The organism is Hyphomonas sp. KY3 (assembly GCF_017309975.1).
Lineage (GTDB): Bacteria > Pseudomonadota > Alphaproteobacteria > Caulobacterales > Hyphomonadaceae > Hyphomonas.
The window spans coordinates 3,500,358-3,518,314 of sequence record NZ_CP022271.1 but is presented as its reverse complement, the minus strand read 5'-3'; the positions used below and the strand labels follow the sequence as shown (position 1 = coordinate 3,518,314).

The following is a 17,957-nucleotide window of genomic DNA, read 5'->3' as shown; positions in this document are numbered from 1 at the left end:
TTGTGTAAAATATGAAGCGTTGGCGTGGTCTAATCCCTCTGCTAAGGCCCGAATGAGAATATTTGCAAAAAGAGTTCCTATGTCCGCGAAGAAGTTGAAAGTCGTTGTCACCCGAAAACTCCCGGCGCCGGTCGAATTGCGCCTCAAGGAATTGTTCGATGCGAGGCTGAACAATGATGATCACCCCTTCACGCAGGAGGAACTGGTCGAGGCGATGCAGACCGCCGACGTGCTGGTACCCACGGTAACTGACAAACTGGACGGCCGGATCATGGCCCGGGCAGGGGACCAGTTGCGCCTGATTGCCCAGTTCGGCGCGGGTGTGGACAATATTGACGTGCAGAGTGCCGTACAGCGCGGCATCACCGTGACCAACACGCCCGGCGTGCTGACCGATGATACGGCGGATGTCGCCATGGCACTGATCCTGTCAGTGCCGCGCCGCCTGTTCGAAGGTGCGCAGATCATGAATACGGGCGGCTTTGACGGCTGGACGCCGACCTGGATGATGGGCCGCCGACTCGCCGGCAAGCGGCTGGGCATCATCGGCATGGGGCGTATCGGTCAAGCGGTTGCCCGCCGCGCAAAAGCCTTTGGCTTGCAGATCCATTATCACAACCGCAAACCGGTCAGCCCGCGCATCGAGGAATTGCTGGAGGCGACTTATTGGGACAGCCTCGACCAGATGCTCGCGCGCATGGACATCGTCTCGGTAAACTGCCCGCACACGCCCGCAACATTCCACCTGATGAATGCCCGCCGGATCGAGCTGATGAAGCCGGAATCCTATATCGTGAATACGGCCCGCGGTGAGGTGATCGATGAGGCAGCGCTGGCCCGCGCGCTGAAGGCGGGCAAGATTGCCGGGGCGGGGCTCGACGTGTTCGAGCGCGAGCCGACAGTGAATGAAGAATTGTTCGGCCTGCCGAATGTCGTTCTGCTGCCGCATATGGGCTCGGCCACGATCGAGGGCCGTACCGAGATGGGCGAGAAGGTCATCATCAACATCAAGACCTTCGCCGACGGCCACCGCCCACCAGACCGCGTAATCCCCGCAATTTTGTAGTTTTGCCTCCATTTCCGGTTGACCTGATTGCGCTGGTTTTCCAGTCTACGGGTCTTCCGGGAGGGCTGATCTGGTGTTGCGTATTCTGGCGGTTTTGGCCGCTTTTTTTGTTTGCGGTCATGCGGTTGCGCAGGAACCCGCTCCTCCAACGCTTGAAGAATTCCTGAGCGATCTGGATTTCTGGAGTCCGGAATTGTCGCCATCTGGCCGGTATATGTCAGGCGTGCGCCGCGTCGACGGCGAGGACTTTCTGGTCCTGCTCGATCTGGATAATCCGGCGCCGACACTCGATGCGACCAATTTGGGGGATTTCTACATTCGCTGGGTCGACTGGATCAGCGATGACCGATTGCTCGTCGCGCTGACAGGATATGTCGACATCCGGTCTGGTCGCAACATGTCTCGCCAGGAATTGCGAGACTGGAACGAGGACAGTCGGACCATTCCTAGATCCTTTTCCCGACTAGCCTCCATTGAGCGTGAAACCGGGAAGACGGTCGCCATGTTCCAGGAAGAGAAAAGCGTGCACCGGAACTTCAGTCTGACCTCGGTAACGGACATGTTGCCGGATGATCCGGACCATATCCTGATGCCTGCGCGCCTGGACGGAGACCTCGACCTGTTCAAGGTAAATGTCACCGATGGTACAGTCGAGCGGATCGCGACAGGAACGAGAAACACCTATGCGTGGTACACAGACAGGAATGGGGAGCCGGCCTTTCGCTTGAATAAAAATGCGCGGGGCACAGTCATTTATATTTATGCGCGCGAAGACCGGAAAAACGGTTCGATCAAATGGCGAAAGATCCGTACGGTACGCCTCAAATCGCGCCAGAATGACGAGGCGGCGCTAGACTTCCAGGTGCTTTATCCCGGTCCTACAGAGACGACTTATTATGTGTCCGCCCGGCCGGATGATGAAGACAAGGCTGGCATCCATCTTTACGATTTCGAGCGGGATGAAATTGTCGAAACTGTGCGTAAACATGAAAAGGTCGATATTGAAGATGGATTCTTCAACACCGAAACTCGAGAATTGGTGGGGGTGTTCTATTATGATGACCGCCTCGTCATTGAGATGGACGATCCCCTGATCCAGAGTCATCTGGATGCGTTGGACACGTATTTCGGGAATGAGGTCAATGTGATCCCGCTCGATTCCAGCGAGGATGGCAAGCGATGGCTGCTCAAGGCCGTCGGGCCGCGTGAACCGGGGTCGTATCATATCTACAATCTGGAAACTGCGGGGGCGACGGAACTCGGTAACCAGCGCAAGCGCCTCAACGATAAGACGTTCGGTGCCACCGATGTTGTGACCTATACCGCGCGCGACGGACTGGAATTGCGTGGATACCTCACCCGTCCTCCGATGGCTGAAGGTGCGCCTCCGCCCCCGCTGGTCGTGATGCCGCATGGTGGTCCGGAAATGCGGGACATGGTCACCTTCGATCAGGACGTGCAAATACTTGTGGCGCGCGGATACCAGGTGTTCCAACCCAATTTCCGTGGCTCTTCCGGCTTCGGGAAGGCGTTTGCTGACATGGGGCGGCGGCAATGGGGGCGGGCCATGCAGACCGATGTGGAAGATGGATTTGACCATCTTGTGGCCGAGGGATTGGCGGAAGCAGACCGCGCGTGCATTTTCGGTTATTCTTATGGTGGGTATGCCGCGATGGCGGCCGCCACGCTGACCCCCGAAAAATATCAATGTGTGATTGCTGCAGCAGGGGTCAGTGACTTACTTGCATTCTTGCGTCGTGAACGACGTGAAGAGGGTAGCAATTCCGAAGCCTATCAGTACTGGGTGGCTCATATTGGCCACCCGGGGCGCGACAAGGAGACCATTAAAGCAGTTTCGCCGGTCGAGCATGCGGGAAATCTGTCACGACCTCTTCTGATCCTGCATGGCAAGGATGATGGTGTGGTAGACTACGAACAAGCCGAACGTATGGACAAGGCCCTACGCAAAGCAGGTAAGTTCTTCCGGCTTGTGACGCTGGAAAACTCCTCTCATTCTTACATGCCTGAAGAAGACGAGCTGACCTACTACACCGAGATCCTCGCCTTTCTGGAGACGCACCTGCCGGTGAATTAGCCAGGCGGCCCTAGTCCAGCGCGCCGATATATGGCAGGCCGCGGTATTTGCCGGCATCGTCCATGCCATAGCCGACCAGGTAGCGGCCCGGCGCATCGATGGCGCAATAGTCGACGCCGTCTGCGCCGCGTGGGGCCCAGGGCTTTTGGGTCAGAGCGCAGGTGATAACTTCCCGCGCGCCCTTGGACAGCAAATGGGTCTTGGCAAAGGCCAGCGTGCGGCCCGTATCGTAGACATCATCCAGAATGATGACGCCCTTGTCCTTCACGGACCGGGCAAGGTCTGCACGCACGACCACGCGACCCGAGCTTTCGCGCGCGTCGCGATAGGATTCCAGCCAGATCACGTCGAGGGTGGGGTGGATATCGCGCCGGGCGAGGGCCTTCATCAGATCCGCCGTGAAGGGTGTGGCCCCGATCAGGATCGAGACAATCGTCCACTCCCCCGTCAGGCGCGGGGCCAGCGTGTCCGCCAGCTTGTCGATCTGGGCCAACAGTTCGTCTTCAGGCACGATTACTTCGATTTTGGGCAGGTCGGTCATTCGGCGGGCGTTTCCGTTTCGGTGGCCATGAGGTCTTCAGTGGTAGGATCCGGGGTATCGTCCCGCGGGGGCATATCGGAAAGATCGACGAATTTGAGTTCGATCTCGAAGCTTTCCATCGGCGCCTGTTCGACGACAACCTGAAACGTTCCCGATTCGCCTGCCGCCAGTTGGTCAGGCCGGATGCGGCCGTACTTGGTGGCAACCACGGCGCCGATTTCGTCTTTCAGGTCGACGCGCACCGCTGGCGTGTCGACGGTAGAGCGCGAAATATTGAGGGCCTTGCCTGCCACAGTGACGACCGGGACCGTGTCATTGAAGGTGCGGCTGCGCTGGATATCTTCGAAGTCGAGCCCGAACCGGTTCACATTGAACCCGATCTGTTTGTAGATGCTGCCCGCCTGCGGCCAGAGCTTCACCACTTCATTGCGGTACATGATGGCCCCAACACCGAGGGAGAAGAACAGGCCTGCGGTGACCAACCAGGAGAGCAAGGCGGCCGTACGGCTCTTGCGACGGCGTTGCTCGCGGACTTTTTCGCGATAAATCTCGTGGGCCGCGGCGGGGGTGCGCCGGACCGTTTCGTCCAGATGTTTTGGTTCAACAAACCAGGATCCGCCACAGGCCGCGCACTTAACAGTGCGTCCGCTTTCACCGATTGTTGAGTCATCGGCGAAATACTGGGTTTCACAATTGGGACAGGTGAGGATCATGTCTTGGTGTTTCCCGCAATTCGCCCCAATAATCCATTCGCCCGCGCACAGGACAGGAGCCTATGACTCTTTCCCGCCACGACCTGTTTGACGATGTTGCCGTACGCCTCGATGGTGTTTCGCTGCGCTATGACTCGTCAGAGGATATCCTTAGCGGGATTGATCTGGTCCTGAAACCCGGATCATTCAGCTTTCTGACGGGTGCCTCTGGCGCAGGCAAGACCAGCTTGCTGAAGCTGCTTTATCTCGCACTGAAACCGACACGGGGCGAAGTTTCCCTGTTTGGCCGCCCGACGAGCCGATTGACGCGAGATCAGCTGTCGGCATTGCGTCGCCGGGTTGGCGTTGTCTTCCAGGAGTTTCGCCTGCTGGACCATTTGACCGCATATGAGAATGTTGCGCTGCCGCTGCGGGTGTTGGGCCGGAAAGAGTCGACCTATCGCAGCGATGTCGAGGAATTGCTGGCCTGGGTCGGGCTTGGCGAGCGGATGCATGCGCGGCCGACCACGCTTTCGGGCGGCGAACAGCAGCGCGTGGCCATCGCCCGCGCCGTGGTGACCCAGCCGGACATCCTGATTGCGGACGAGCCGACGGGCAATGTCGACCCGGAGATGGGCTCGCGCCTGATGCGGCTGTTCCTTGAGCTGAACAAGCGCCGGGCTACGACGGTGATTATCGCGACCCACGATCTGGGACTGGTGCGGCAGGTCGAGGCGCCGGTGTTTCGCCTGCAGCACGGCCTGCTGGTACAGGATGTGGAATATGGGCCGGCCGCACGACGGCGGACAGACCTTTCGAAGGCGGTGGAATAGGCATGGCGAAGGAAACTCCTCTCCTGCCGCTTGAGGACGCGCGCGAAATGGCCCTGTTCTTTGTGGTTGGGGCACTGTGTTTTCTTGCGGCGCTGGCGACGCTGTCAGCGAAGTCGACCTATGGCGCGGCGCGCAGCTGGACGGCAGAAGTCGAAGGCGAGCTGACCGTGTCGCTGCCGGATGCTGACCGGCGTGGCGCAGAAGCCGCGCGAAAGCTGATTGAGTCGACCGACGGCATTCGTGAAGCGCGTTTGTTGTCGAAAGCGGAAATTGATGCGCTGCTGGAGCCGAATTTTGGTAGCCGGGGCTTGCCGGAAAGCCTGCCCCTGCCACAGCTGATCGCGGTCACCGCCGAGCCGGATGTGGAGTTTATCGGGCCAACTCTGGAGCGCCGCCTCACCGAGGCGGGATTTGTAAACGCTGTGGACGAGCATGCCGATTGGGCCGGAGATGTTCGACGCATGCTGGCGATTGCCCGGCTGGTGGCGCTGACGGCTGTCGCGCTTCTGGCATCAACGGCGGTCGCCGTGATCGCCTTTGCAACACATGCCGCGTTGCTGGCGCGTCGGGATATTGTCGATGTGCTGCATCTGGCAGGCGCGCGGGATCGGTACATTGCCGGCCTGTTCGAGCGACGCTTCTGGTTGCTCGGCATTCGGGCAGGAGCAGTAGGAGCCTTGCTCGCCCTCGGCGCGGCAGCGGCGATGATATTCGCGGTCCATTCCAGCGGCGCGCGAACCGGCTTGCTGCCTGAGCTGAGCCTGGATTTCCTGGACCTGATCATTCTGATCATCACCCCGCTGATTGCGGGACTTGCTGCGCGCCTTGCAGCACGTGTAACTGTCATCCGTTCTCTGAAGAGTGTCATGTGAGCGGTGAAAAACGACTGAAGAAACGACGCATCGGCGTGGTGCCGGCGATCGGAGTGGCGGTGTTGCTGTTGGCGGCGCTGGACTTTGTGCTGTTTGCGAACCGCGCCGCGAAGGCTGACCATTCACCAGAAGTCACTGGCGATGCGATCGTGGCGCTGACAGGAGGGTCCGGCCTGCGCATTGCTGCGGGCGTGGAACTGGTAATGCAGGGGCGTGGCGCACGGTTGCTCATTTCCGGCGTGAACCCGGATGTGCCTGTGGAAGATTTGATCACTCTGGCGGGGGGCGCCGCTGATGTGTGGGCGTGCTGCGTGGATATTGGCTATGTTGCTGAATCTACGCGGGGCAATGCCGAGGAAACCGCTGCCTGGGCATATGAGCGCGACTACAAGAAGCTGATCATCGTGACATCTGATTATCACATGCCGCGCAGCCTGATCGTGCTGAAAAAGTCGATGCCCGATATCGAGTTGGTCGCGTGGCCTGTGCGCACGGTGAATGATCCCGCTTCAATTTGGAGCGATCCTGATTCCTTTCGGGGCGTATTCCTCGAATGGGCCAAGTGGCGCGTGACGACCTTCGAATGACCGGTTATCTGGTAGTCCAATGATGATGTTTCGTTCGATCCTGTTCGTAATCTGGATGTACGGGCTGATGGCCGTTCTGGGCCTGCTGGCCCTTCCGGCATTGCTGTTGCCGAAATCGGTGACGTTCTGGGCGATCAGCCTGTATGCGCGCGGCCTGATTTGGGGGCTGAAAGTGTTTTGCGGCATCAGCGTGGAAATACGCGGCCGCCAGAACATGCCGCGTGGTACGGTGCTTTATGCGGGCAAGCACAATTGCATGTTGGACGTGTTCATTCCTTTCCTCGTGATGCCTGCACCGGCGATCATCCTGAAACAGGAATTGATGTGGTATCCGTTCCTTGGCTGGTACGCGCTGAAGGCGGCGATGATCCCGATTGACCGAGCGGGGAATACGAGAACGCTGAAGAAGATGGTCGCAGCTGCAAGGGAGCGCGCCGACGATGGTCGCCAGATCGTGATCTTCCCGGAAGGGACACGCACGGTGCCAGGGGCCGAGCCTGCCTACCATGCGGCCGGTATTTCGGCGCTCGCCAAGGGTATTGAGGCGCCCATCCTGCCGGTGGCGACAAATGCTGGCCTGTGTTGGCCGGGTCGGGGAGTGAAGCGCAGCAAGGGGACGATCATCTACGAGATCCTGCCGCCCATTCCGGCGGGCCTGCCACGCAAGGAATTGATGAGCCGGCTGCAATCGGAACTCGAGACCGCATCAGACGCTCTTGTTGCCGAGGGCCGTACCGTGCAGGGTCGCCTCGCCCACTAACTCGCTTCAGGACACGTCTATGGTCGAGCCCTCCACCTCTCGGAAAAAATCTCGGTTCTGGCTCTATGCGCCATTTGTCCTGCTGCTGATCCTCGTCGGCGCATGGACAGCCTATTGGTTCATAGCGAAAGACCAACTCGACAAGGGCATTGATGAATGGATAGCGGCAGAACGTGCCAATGGCGCTGAGCTTGAATATTCCTCCAAGTCGTTGGGCGGGTTTCCCTATCGGTTCGAGCTGGTCGTGAACGATCCGGTCTACCAGCCGGCCGGTGCGCCCCGCTGGGAAGGTGAGCAATTGCGCCTCGTCATGCAGCCCTGGAACTGGCAGCATGTCATCGCCTATTCGCCGGGTCGGAACCTGCTAACGGAGGCAGGCGGGCTTCGTCAGACCGTGACACTGGACAAGACATCCGCCGCCAGCCTCTCCTGGAACAGCGACACGATTGAGCGCATCGGCCTGCAAATGGGCAATGCGACGGCGCTGATCGATGGCGAGACCTATGCGACAACCGGGTTTTCCCTGAACCTGAAACCGCGTGAAGGCGCAGAAGATGATTTGATGATCGCCCTGCAATGGGACCGGCTGACCATCAATGCAGCCCCGCAAGGCGCAGAGTTTCTTGGCGACACGATCGGACCTTCACGTCTGATCGGCGAAGTGCGCAGCTTCTTTCCGGCCTGGATTCGCAGCGGCGGCAATCCGGAACGCTTCCATCGCGCGCTCGTGCAGGAAGATGGCGCAGTCGAAATTGCGCAAGGTCTGCTTGATTGGGGCCCGCTGGATCTCGGCGTAAAGGGCGACATCAAGTTTGATGACGGCCTGGCGCATGGCTCTCTGGGCATGCGGATAGAAAGTGCGGACGAGTTGCGCGACGCGCTGGATGCCTCCGGCCAGTTGGGACAGCAGGAAAATGCCATGCTGACCATGCTGGAAACCTCATCTGCGGATGGTGGCTTCCTGACCTTCACCATCAAGGACAGTGAAGTGAGGATGGGTCTGATCCCGGTCGGCACACTGCCAGAGCCGGGCTATTGACGGCGCCCTCGCGGCGGGTGCTGAGCGCGGCCTGCGAGACACTGGCCGCTGCAGACCCCGCATTGGCGAGAGCCTATGACGAACTGGGTATTCCGGAATGGCGGGTGGGCGAACCCTGCTATGCGGCGCTCTGTCGGCTGATTTCCTATCAACAACTCTCTACTACGGCTGCCGGCAGAATCTGGGAACGCACCCAGGCGATGTTTGGCGAAGTGACGCCGGTGGCTGTTCTGGCTGCGGATCCCGAAGATATTCGGGCGTGTGGCATGTCCCGCCCCAAGGTTCAGCACATGATCTCGATTGCCGAGGCGATGACCACAGGCAGGCTCGACCTTGAGCGTGTTTGCACTTCTGATCTGGATGTTGCGCGCAAGGAATTGATCTCGGTGAAGGGAATCGGCCCGTGGACTGCGGAATTGTTCCTGCTCTATTCGGTCGGCGCGACGGACGCTTTCCCGGTGGGTGATGTTGGCTTGATGGAGGCGCACAAGCTGCTTCTGGAGGTCGAAACCCGTATGGAAATCAAGGAATTCACTGCGCATGCCGAGTGCTGGCGACCCTATCGCGGCGTGGCGGCACATCTGCTCTGGGGCTGGATCAACGACCGGCGCGCCAAGGCGGCCCAGCCGAGCCCTCAGGCCTGACCATCTGGACAGCGTTGCAAAACGCCGCAACTGTCATAATCTCATTATGTGAATCACCTAAAGCAGGGGCGAGACGAAAAGGAGCTACGCCTTCAGTCGGTTCAAACAGACATATCTTCTCAGTGTCATGGAGGTGACCCATGGCTGAGATCATTTCGGCCCCCCCGAGCGGCCGGCCCGCTCTCGTATTGAACGCTGATTTTCGGCCGCTCTCTTATTATCCCCTTTCTTTGTGGCCCTGGCAGGAAGTGGTGAAAGCCGTGTTCCTCGACCGTGTCGATATCATCGCGGAATATGATTATGTCGTCCGCAGCCCGAGCACGGAGTTCCGCCTGCCCAGCGTGATCGCGCTAAGGGATTTTGTCCGGCAGGATCGCCCGCCGGCTTTTACCCGCTTTAATGTCTTCCTGCGCGATGGTTTCGAGTGCGCCTATTGCGGCACGTCGGAGCATCTGACCTTCGACCATGTCATTCCGCGCTCCAAGGGCGGTCGGACAACATGGGAAAACATCGTCGCCGCCTGCAGCCCCTGCAATCTTCGCAAAGGCGGAAAACTGCTCAAGCATACCGACATGCAGCTGATGCGGCGCCCGGCGCGGCCAAACAACTACCAGCTTCAGGAGATTGGCCGAAAATTCCCGCCCAACCACCTGCATGAGACCTGGATGGATTATCTCTATTGGGACATCGAACTGGAAGGCTGATCGAAGGGGTTAGTGCCAGTCATAGGCAAGGCGCGCCTGTTCGATATGGTCGAGCTTTGCGTGCAAAGCTGACCAGTCGTCCGACTCGGCAATGGGCGCCCAGACCGCCTCGACTTCATCGATCACCAGGCTGACCGGGGCAGGGGCCTGGAAGTAGGCGTGCTGAAGGCGTTCGGGCCGGACCGGGCTACGAGCGACCAGCGCGTCCCGCACAGGCGAAAACCGGTCTTCCTTATAGAGCGCAGCCTTGGGGGAGGCGTCGGCCCGCGAGGTGCTTTCATGCCCGCCAAACCAGTCAAAGAAGGTTTGCGGCCAGCTCGCACCTGTCTCGGTCATCCACGCGTAGAATGCCTGCAGGAACTCCGTATCCGCATCAGGATCACCGAATGGTGCAATGCCGAGCATGGCATGAGTGTGAGAAATGAAGCTTTCCTGATAGGCGCGTTCATAAGGCTTGAGACCAGTGGCGAGGTCTTCCGCCCCAGCGAGGGGCAAGAGGGCGGAGGCGAGTTGTTGGAGTGCCCATCCACCCTGCAGGGGTTGGCGCCCGAAACGGTATAGACCCTGCTGGTCGAAATAGGCGGCGGTGAAGTTCGGATCGGAAATCGGCAGGAACCGCCACGGACCGAAATCGAATGTCTCGCCTGTAATATTGAAATTGTCCGTGTTCATTACGCCATGCACGAAACCAGCGGTCATCCATTGCCCGATCATGTGACCGGTCGCGGACGCTATGGCCGAGAGCATGTTTACCGTCTTGCGACTGACATCCTCATCCTTCGCCAGAGGATGGAAGTTCGTCACCACATAGTCGACGAGCCGGGCGAGATCATCTGGCTGTTCGAGATAGGCGAGGCGCTGGAAGCTGCCGAAGCGGATGTGACTGTGTGACAGGCGAGTGAGTACGGCAGAGCGAGTCGGGGAGGGTTCATCGTTCCGGGCCAGCTGTTCGCCGGTCTCTATCAGGGCGAACGGCTTGGACGTGTTTACGCCAAGGGCTTCGAGGTAATTCGCGGCAAGAATCTCGCGCACGCCACCCTTGAGCGTCAGGCGGCCATCGCCTTGGCGACTCCATGGCGTCTGACCAGAGCCCTTCGTACCTAGATCGAGCAGGCGTGAGCCCGTGTCGCGGACCTGTGCAAACAGGAAGCCGCGTCCATCGCCCAGTTGCGGATTGTAGGTGCCGAACTGGTGGCCATGATAGCGCAGGGCGAGGGGCTGTTGCAGATTTTCGGGCAGGGGCGTGAACTGGCCGAAATGGGTGGCTTGATCAGCAGCATCCAGATCGCCCAGACCTACCTCGTTAGCCCAACGCGTGTTCCAGTACCGTACTGAATGTTTCGGGAAATCCGCAGAATCGACGGGATCGCCTATAAAGTTGGCTATGGCGAGAATGGGGGGTGTCTGGGTCATGCGCTCTCACATAGGGCCTGAATGAAGAAAGGGCGACCCGCCGGGCCGCCCTTTCCGAAAAGATTGAGAAGAACTGATCCTAGTATTCGTAGGTCAGTTCGAGGCCAACAAGGCGACCTTTCTTGAGCGGGGAGAACGTACCACCGGCCGGAAGGGCCTGGTAAGTATAGTTCACACCGGTCGAGAGCGGGCCCGGGAAGGGCAGCTGGGTGTCGTTACCCGCCTGAACTTCGTCGAGCAGGTTCTTGCCGTAGATCGATGCAGCAAGGCCGTCGACAGGCGTTTCCCAGGTCAGGTTCGCGTCCAGCATGTTGGCGGACTGAACCCAGCCGAAGTTGCTGTCTGTATACGCGATGCGATCGCGATACTGGTAGTTCACCTGGCCGATGAGCGCACCGGAATCACCCAGATCGACATCCTTGATCAGGCCAACGCCCCAAGTTGCCTGTGGCACGCGTGGGAGGTCGAGTGCGAGATCGCTGTCACCAACAACACCGTCCGCATCGAGATCGAAGAACACGTCATCATAGGACGCATCGATCATGCCGACATTGAACGTGGCGAGCCAGGAGTCTGCGAAGGCAACTCGGCCATCCACTTCAACGCCCGTGATGGACGCATCGGCAGTGTTGATGATGTTCTGGACCACGCCGGATGAACCAGCGGTGTTGACCTCACGCTGCATGTTCTGGATTTCCGTGTGGAACACGGCACCGTTGACCTGGATACGACCGTCTTCACTGCTGGTCTTGAAACCAGCTTCGAAGGCGTCGACTTCTTCCTCATCAAATCCGAAATCGCCGGTCTCGGCCACGAACTGGTAGAAGATCGGGATATCGGTGATCCGGAAGTTGTAACCACCGGAGCGGAAGCCTTTGGTGTAGTGACCATAGGTCTGCAGATTGTCGTTCCAGAAATACTGCACGCCGACTTTCGGTGTCCAGTTCGACCATTCATTGCTGTCGCTGAAACCGTTCGGCTCCTGTGCGGCCCCGCCGGTGATCAAGGAGATCAGCGCGTTGGTGCCATCCGGCGAACAGGTGCCGCTGACGACAGAACATTCGCCGCGTGGGCGGATGTAGACGACGTCTGCGTCTTTCTCTTCGTTGGAATAGCGAAGGCCGACAGTACCAACCAGCTTGTCCGTGAAGGCGTAATCGACGTTGGCGAATGCGCCCCAGACCGTGTGATCCTGACGTCCACCACCATAGAAGCCCCACGGAATCGATGCCGGCAGGGTTGCCGGGCGGGTCGTCGGCAGGTTGCGTGTTTCAGTGTAGGCGATTTCCTGTTCGAAATAGTACAGGCCTGTCGTCACGTCTGCTTTGCCGAACGTACCGGCGTAACGCAGTTCGTCAGAGATCTGCTCCTGTGTCAGCTCTGCACCGGAGTGGAAGAGCGTGAACGGGGTCGCGTCAATATCGCCAACTGACTGCGAGTCGTAGTCACGATAGCCAATGATGTTGGTGATCCGGCCGTTGCCGAAATCGACATCATAGTCGGTGCGAAGGGAGCCGAAGATGGTTTCGGATTCTGCCAGACCTGGCTCGTTGATCGAGAAATCAAACGTGTCACGGTCGAAATAGGACCGGTTTTGGCCAGACGGGCCGTCGCCACGGCTGTCTGTGTATTCGATCTTGCCGAGGAAGGAGAGACGCTCGGTTGGCGTGAATTCCAGCGCGCCGCGATAGGTCGCGGTCTGGAGTTCGCCGTGATTGTCACCATTGTACTGGTTCTCGAAGTAGCCGGCATCGCTCGTATAGGAAGCGCCGATCTTGCCGTTCAGCACGCCTTCAATCAGCGGGCCGGAGACATAACCCTGCACAGTGGCGCTGGCGCCACCACGGTCTTCATCCACAGGGCCATCGACCTTGGCACCGAGCTTGTAGGTGAATTCGTCGGTCGGATTGCCTGAGTTGATGACAACCGCACCACCTGTTGTGTTGCGTCCGAAGAGCAGGCCCTGAGGACCGCGCAGGATCTCGATGCTGTCCACGTCGAACAGGTCGACGACAACGCCGCTGTTCACGCCGAGGTAGACACCGTCAACGAAGACACCGACGGCCGGATCGATCGATGGGATGGACGAGTTCACGCCAAGACCACGAATGGCGAAGTTCGCCGTGCCGCGTGACGTGCCCACATCATCCAGCGAAACGTTCGGGGATGAGTAAGACAGGCTTTCCAGCGTTGTGACGTTCAGCGCGTCAAGTGTGTCGGAGTTGAAGGCCGTCACCGCGACGGGCACGTCCTGAACATTCTCGACATCTTTTTTCTTCGTGGCGGTCACGGTGACCGTTCCAAGCACGCGATCGATTGCCGATTCGCGCTCGGTTTCGGCTTCCTGAGCCTGAGCATTGGTCGCAATTAGAAGGACGGCAGAAGCCGTCGCAAACAACGATTGTTTGAGATGCATAGCAGTTTCCTGATTGTAATATTTTAGTTCCGGGAGGGTATTTCGGAGCCCGCTCTTGGTGGCGGGTACGATTAAAAATAATCGTTATTTCGATAGATTCAGCCTCAAATAACGAGACTGTCGGGGATTGTTTTTTACTGTAACATTTGCGCCACAATCGGGCCGTTTCCGACCTAATTTGTTCAGAAATTGTGCAGGTCTGGATTACACGCCAAACATAGACAACGTTGTAATATGAGCTTCCTCAAAGGAAGGCGCGTCGATTTGTTGCGCCGCACAACAAAATTACCCTGTTTCCGTCCGGAAGCGAGCATATGCTGCCTGTGAGTGAGACATGAGCCGGACACCAGATCCGGTCGCTCACACCACGGGAGGAAGTATATGAAACACCAAATGAAAATGTGGATAAGTGCGTCTTGCGTTGCGCTGGCAGTCGGTATGCCCGCTGTCGCGCAGGAGGAAGACGGAAGCGAGCTGCGCCAGTCGACTGTCACCGTTACTGGCTCGCTGATCGCGGGTACGCCAGAAGATGCCGCGCTGCCAGTCGACGTGCTGACCGCCGCTGAATTGAAGCTTGAGGGTTCGCCATCGATAACGGAGCTGATCCGGAATCTCGGCGTGTCGTCAGGTGTTGATGGACAGACCAACCAGTTCGCCTCGAACGGCCTGGAAGGTACGTCCAACGTCAACCTCCGCGGGCTTGGCCCAGCCAGGACATTGGTCCTGATCAACGGACGCCGCCAGACCTATCACCCCTATTCGATTGGGGAGCAGGCGCAGCTCTTCGTGGATACCAATATGATCCCGAGCGCCGCTGTCGGCCGGATCGAAGTCCTGAAAGACGGCGCGGCCGCAATCTACGGATCTGATGCCATTGCCGGTGTTGTGAACTTTATCACGCGGTCCGACCTCGATGGTTTTGAAGTCGGCGGGGATTACTCGCAGTTCGACGGTACGGACGGCGACTACAACATCAATGCCGCCTACGGCATGCAGGGCGGAAGCTGGAACTGGGTGACGTCGGTCGGCTACAACTCACGTAGCGAAGTGCCGCTGCTCGAAAAAGACTGGGCGATCCTTCCTTTCGCCGATAATCCGGTCGGTGGTTGGTCGTCCCTGTCGAATCCAGGACGCTATGTGCCGCTTGGTATTCGCCCTGATTTGGGAGGCGCTCTCGGTCCGCTTGCGGCAAACGTGAATGACAATGGCTGTGAACCCCTCGGCGGTGTGTTGGCACCGACCTGCCGATTCCAGTTTACGCAGTATGACAATCTGGTTGAGGAAGAAGAGCGCTACCAGATCTTTTCTGAATACAACCGGACCTTCGAGAATGGCGTCGATCTTCATCTGGAAGCGCTTTACGGCTATAGCGACGTGCCGTCCTGGAAGACGTCTCCTTCATATCCGCCCCAGGAACTGGCCACACAAGTGGTGCCCGCTTCCAATCCCGGTTTCCAGCAATACATGGCTGACAATCCGGGTGATTTCCCTGCAGGCACACTGGCTGCACTCTATATTGGACGGTCCTTTGGCTGGGGCGGCTACCCTGGCACCGGCGGAGCTCAGGAGGGCTTCCGGACCTATAAGAGCCACCGTCTTGCAGGTGACCTGACGGGTCAGTTCGAGAACGGCCTGACATGGGACACAGCGCTCAGCTATTCCTCAACCGAGGGTGAGCGGCTGACGAACGATACCTACATTCTCGGCTTTACGGCCGCACTGAATGGCTATGGTGTCTGTACAGATCCTGTAACCGGGAATGATCCGGCGACTGGTAGCCAGCCTTTTGCCGCCGGCTACACCGGATCCCTCGTAGCGGGCGCTGGAAGCTGTGAATACTACAATCCCTTTTCCAACGCTATTCCTTCAAGCGGCGTAACAGGTGCGGCCAATCCGAACTATGTTCCGGGCCTCGAAAATTCCGCGACGTTGGCCGACTGGCTGACGGACGGAAACAGCACGACCGTCACAACCGATCTGTTGGTATGGGACGCGTCTGTTTCGGGTCTGAGCGGTGTTCAGGCGGCAGGTGGTGAAATCGGCTGGGCTGTCGGCGCGCAAGTACGCCGGGAAAGCTACAAGGTCGAGCCGACTGCATTGACCGACCTGACGGTTACGCCCGGACCGGGCGGCACGGGCCCTTATTCGTTCCTGGCGGGGACTACGCCAGCAGACGAAGACCAGACCATCTACGCGATCTTTGGCGAATTGCAGGTGCCGCTCTATGACGACATCGATATGCAGGTCGCCATGCGGTACGAGGATTATGGCGGTGATGTCGGATCCACCTTCGACCCGAAGGTTGCGATCAAGTGGCAGGCCAACGACAACCTCGCTCTGCGCGGATCGGCTCAGACGTCGTTCCGTGGACCAACCCTCAACCAGTTGAGCGGTGCGGTGACCACGCTGCAATTCGTGGCGCCGACCTCCGCCTTCAAGGCAGTTGACCAGTTTGGTAACGGTGCACTGAGCCCGGAATCGGCGTTCAGCTTCAATGTGGGGGCGCTCTTCGACAATCAGAACGGCTTCTCCGCGTCGCTTGACTACTACAATTTCGACTTCTCTGATCCGATCATTGTGGAAGATCAGGCGTCTATTGTGAGCGCTGCAGTTGCGGCTATTGGGGCAGGTGATACTGAGAATCCGATCCTCTCACGGATCACATTCCAGGATCCGGCCAATCCGGCCGCGTCCGGAATTGCTCGTATCGAGACCAATGTCGTGAATGGTCCGGACATCAAGACGTCCGGCGTCGATGTTCGCGCCGAGCAGGTCTGGGACATGGACAATTCGGCAGCCTTCACCCTTGGTGGCGAAGCGACTTACATCATCGAGTATGATGTCGACGATTTCGAAATCGAAGGCGTGATGATTGCTGGTGGTGATCGGGTTGGCCAATTCAACCGGTCGAACTTCTCCCGCTCGCTGCCGCAGCTCAAAGCCAACATCTTTGGCAACTATGAGCTCGGTGATCACAACTTCCGCGCTGTGATGCGTTACATCGATGCATATGACGATGAGCGTGGCGACCTGACTGGCAACAACACGACGGAGATCGATAGCCAGACGACATTCGATCTGTACTACACTTGGCAGTCGACCGCTTGGGACCTTGACCTTGGTCTGTCAGTGGTCAACGTGACGGATGAAGATCCGCCATTTGCACAGTTCGATCTGAACTATGATCCCTATACCCACAATCCGTTTGGCCGCACATTCAAGATCAGTGTGACCAAGCGTTTCGGCGGCAGCAACTGATTGCCATCGAATGCAGCACTGGGGGCGGCCTTTGGGTCGCCCCCTTTTTTATGTCGGGTTGTCAGATGGCGCCAAGTGCCCGGCCAGCTTCAACGCCGGCATCGCGGATCGCAACGCGCACGGCATCTGACAGGGCGGTCATATTCATGAAGCCATGTACCATGCCCGGGTGTTCGCGCACGCTGACGCGCACGCCAAAACTCGCCATCTTGTCGGCATAGGCGAGGCCTTCATCCTTGAGCGGGTCCCAGCCGCATAGCACGAAGTGCGCCGGCGGAAGGCCCTTGAACGCATTTGGTTCTGCGAAGAGCGGCGAGACACGCGGATCCATTCGTTCGGCATCATTCCCGATATAGGCATCGCGGAAGTACTCGAACAGATTGGCCGATATGAAGAAGCCACCTTCCTGAAAGCTCATCTTCTTCGTCCGGATGTCCACAAACTGAACAAGCGGATAGAGCAACAGCTGGAAGGCAGGGCCCTTTTGGCCCGTCCGCAACAATTCCTGAGCCAGAAAGGCTGACAGGTTTCCACCAGCGCTGTCGCCGCTGACCGCCAACCGGTCCGGATCAACCCCGCACGTTTCGGCATGGGTGGTGATCCAGTTCCATGCGGCGAGGGCGTCTTCATGGGCCGCAGGAAATTTGTGCTCCGGCGCGAGCCGATAGTCGACCGCGATCACCCTGGAGCGCGCGCCTTCGGCCAGCCGTTTGCAGATCATGTCATGGCTGTCCAGGTCACCGAGCACAAAGCCGCCGCCATGAAAGAAGATGATTCCCGGACCGGGCGGAATGCCCGCGCCGAGGGGGGTGTAGATGCGTGCCTTCATCGGCCCGCCGGGGCCGGGAATGGTGATTAGCGAGATATTTGCCATTTCCGGGGCGTCACGCTCGATCGCGCGACTGGCGACATAGAATTGCTGGCGCAGACGATCGACCGAGCCTTTCCAGTCAACGGCGGAAAAGTCCGGCATCTGGAATTTGTCCATGAATTGGCGGAAGGTATCATCGAAGCCCATGACAGGCTAAATGGGGGTA

General features: G+C 58.8%; 15 protein-coding genes. 10 read left to right on the top strand and 5 right to left on the bottom strand.

From position 1 onward, the window contains the following. The first annotated feature begins 79 nt into the window (after nucleotides 1-79). Nucleotides 80-1,066 carry a D-glycerate dehydrogenase gene (locus CFA77_RS16945; RefSeq protein ID WP_034814504.1) on the top strand — a complete coding sequence of 329 codons (987 nt, stop codon included), beginning with the start codon at nucleotides 80-82 and terminating at the stop codon, nucleotides 1,064-1,066. A 73-nt stretch (nucleotides 1,067-1,139) separates the two neighbouring features. Continuing rightward, nucleotides 1,140-3,161, top strand: a complete 2,022-nt coding sequence (locus CFA77_RS16940; RefSeq protein WP_206991687.1) for a S9 family peptidase — start codon at nucleotides 1,140-1,142, stop codon at nucleotides 3,159-3,161. 10 nt (nucleotides 3,162-3,171) lie between these two features. Here the strand turns inward: CFA77_RS16940 and CFA77_RS16935 are convergent, their stop codons facing one another. Then, entirely contained in the window at nucleotides 3,172-3,702 is a 531-nt protein-coding gene (locus CFA77_RS16935; RefSeq protein ID WP_206991686.1) for a phosphoribosyltransferase, read from the bottom strand. After that, nucleotides 3,699-4,415 carry an MJ0042-type zinc finger domain-containing protein gene (locus CFA77_RS16930; protein WP_206991685.1) on the bottom strand — a complete coding sequence of 239 codons (717 nt, stop codon included), beginning with the start codon at nucleotides 4,413-4,415 and terminating at the stop codon, nucleotides 3,699-3,701. The genes CFA77_RS16935 and CFA77_RS16930 overlap by 4 nt, the downstream gene beginning before the upstream one ends. Before the next feature lie 62 nt (nucleotides 4,416-4,477). On the opposite strand from CFA77_RS16930, the gene ftsE reads away from it, so the two are divergent. From ftsE to CFA77_RS16895, 7 genes are all read left to right on the top strand, one after another. After that, entirely contained in the window at nucleotides 4,478-5,227 is a 750-nt protein-coding gene (gene ftsE, locus CFA77_RS16925) for a cell division ATP-binding protein FtsE (protein ID WP_206991684.1), read from the top strand. A gap of 2 nt (nucleotides 5,228-5,229) precedes the next feature. Continuing rightward, nucleotides 5,230-6,099, top strand: coding sequence for an ABC transporter permease (locus CFA77_RS16920; RefSeq protein ID WP_206991683.1), 870 nt, complete (start codon nucleotides 5,230-5,232; stop codon nucleotides 6,097-6,099). Then, nucleotides 6,096-6,686, top strand: coding sequence for a YdcF family protein (locus CFA77_RS16915; protein WP_206991682.1), 591 nt, complete (start codon nucleotides 6,096-6,098; stop codon nucleotides 6,684-6,686). Before CFA77_RS16920 ends, CFA77_RS16915 begins: the two co-directional genes overlap by 4 nt. Nucleotides 6,687-6,705: 19 nt before the next feature. Beyond that, entirely contained in the window at nucleotides 6,706-7,446 is a 741-nt protein-coding gene (locus CFA77_RS16910) for a 1-acyl-sn-glycerol-3-phosphate acyltransferase (protein ID WP_206991681.1), read from the top strand. A gap of 19 nt (nucleotides 7,447-7,465) precedes the next feature. Further along, on the top strand, nucleotides 7,466-8,485 hold the full coding sequence (locus tag CFA77_RS16905) for a DUF2125 domain-containing protein (protein WP_206991680.1): 1,020 nt from the start codon (nucleotides 7,466-7,468) through the stop codon (nucleotides 8,483-8,485). Next, entirely contained in the window at nucleotides 8,482-9,129 is a 648-nt protein-coding gene (locus CFA77_RS16900; protein WP_206991679.1) for a DNA-3-methyladenine glycosylase, read from the top strand. The genes CFA77_RS16905 and CFA77_RS16900 overlap by 4 nt, the downstream gene beginning before the upstream one ends. 140 nt (nucleotides 9,130-9,269) lie before the next feature. After that, complete coding sequence (locus tag CFA77_RS16895) at nucleotides 9,270-9,833, top strand: HNH endonuclease (RefSeq protein WP_206991678.1); 564 nt, start codon at nucleotides 9,270-9,272, stop codon at nucleotides 9,831-9,833. Between the two features lie 9 nt (nucleotides 9,834-9,842). Here CFA77_RS16895 and CFA77_RS16890 read toward each other — a convergent pair whose 3' ends face one another. Together CFA77_RS16890 and CFA77_RS16885 are read right to left on the bottom strand one after the other, a co-directional pair. Next, nucleotides 9,843-11,246, bottom strand: a complete 1,404-nt coding sequence (locus CFA77_RS16890; protein WP_206991677.1) for a protein adenylyltransferase SelO family protein — start codon at nucleotides 11,244-11,246, stop codon at nucleotides 9,843-9,845. A gap of 79 nt (nucleotides 11,247-11,325) precedes the next feature. Next, a complete protein-coding gene (locus CFA77_RS16885) occupies nucleotides 11,326-13,662 on the bottom strand; it encodes a TonB-dependent receptor (RefSeq protein ID WP_206991676.1) in 2,337 nt (778 codons plus the stop codon). 381 nt (nucleotides 13,663-14,043) lie between these two features. Between CFA77_RS16885 and CFA77_RS16880 the strand changes: the two genes are divergently transcribed. Further along, nucleotides 14,044-16,920, top strand: a complete 2,877-nt coding sequence (locus CFA77_RS16880; RefSeq protein ID WP_206991675.1) for a TonB-dependent receptor domain-containing protein — start codon at nucleotides 14,044-14,046, stop codon at nucleotides 16,918-16,920. A gap of 61 nt (nucleotides 16,921-16,981) precedes the next feature. Here the strand turns inward: CFA77_RS16880 and CFA77_RS16875 are convergent, their stop codons facing one another. Continuing rightward, complete coding sequence (locus CFA77_RS16875) at nucleotides 16,982-17,938, bottom strand: alpha/beta hydrolase (RefSeq protein ID WP_034814523.1); 957 nt, start codon at nucleotides 17,936-17,938, stop codon at nucleotides 16,982-16,984. Nucleotides 17,939-17,957: the final 19 nt, after the last annotated feature.

Coding starts and splice junctions, on each gene's coding strand:
- CFA77_RS16945 (WP_034814504.1), top strand. CDS start 80: ATGTCCGCGAAGAAGTTGAAAGTCGTTGTCACCCGAAAACTCCCGGCG.
- CFA77_RS16935 (WP_206991686.1), bottom strand. CDS start 3,702: ATGACCGACCTGCCCAAAATCGAAGTAATCGTGCCTGAAGACGAACTG.
- CFA77_RS16930 (WP_206991685.1), bottom strand. CDS start 4,415: ATGATCCTCACCTGTCCCAATTGTGAAACCCAGTATTTCGCCGATGAC.
- ftsE (WP_206991684.1), top strand. CDS start 4,478: ATGACTCTTTCCCGCCACGACCTGTTTGACGATGTTGCCGTACGCCTC.
- CFA77_RS16920 (WP_206991683.1), top strand. CDS start 5,230: ATGGCGAAGGAAACTCCTCTCCTGCCGCTTGAGGACGCGCGCGAAATG.
- CFA77_RS16910 (WP_206991681.1), top strand. CDS start 6,706: ATGATGATGTTTCGTTCGATCCTGTTCGTAATCTGGATGTACGGGCTG.
- CFA77_RS16905 (WP_206991680.1), top strand. CDS start 7,466: ATGGTCGAGCCCTCCACCTCTCGGAAAAAATCTCGGTTCTGGCTCTAT.
- CFA77_RS16895 (WP_206991678.1), top strand. CDS start 9,270: ATGGCTGAGATCATTTCGGCCCCCCCGAGCGGCCGGCCCGCTCTCGTA.
- CFA77_RS16890 (WP_206991677.1), bottom strand. CDS start 11,246: ATGACCCAGACACCCCCCATTCTCGCCATAGCCAACTTTATAGGCGAT.
- CFA77_RS16885 (WP_206991676.1), bottom strand. CDS start 13,662: ATGCATCTCAAACAATCGTTGTTTGCGACGGCTTCTGCCGTCCTTCTA.
- CFA77_RS16880 (WP_206991675.1), top strand. CDS start 14,044: ATGAAACACCAAATGAAAATGTGGATAAGTGCGTCTTGCGTTGCGCTG.
- CFA77_RS16875 (WP_034814523.1), bottom strand. CDS start 17,938: ATGGGCTTCGATGATACCTTCCGCCAATTCATGGACAAATTCCAGATG.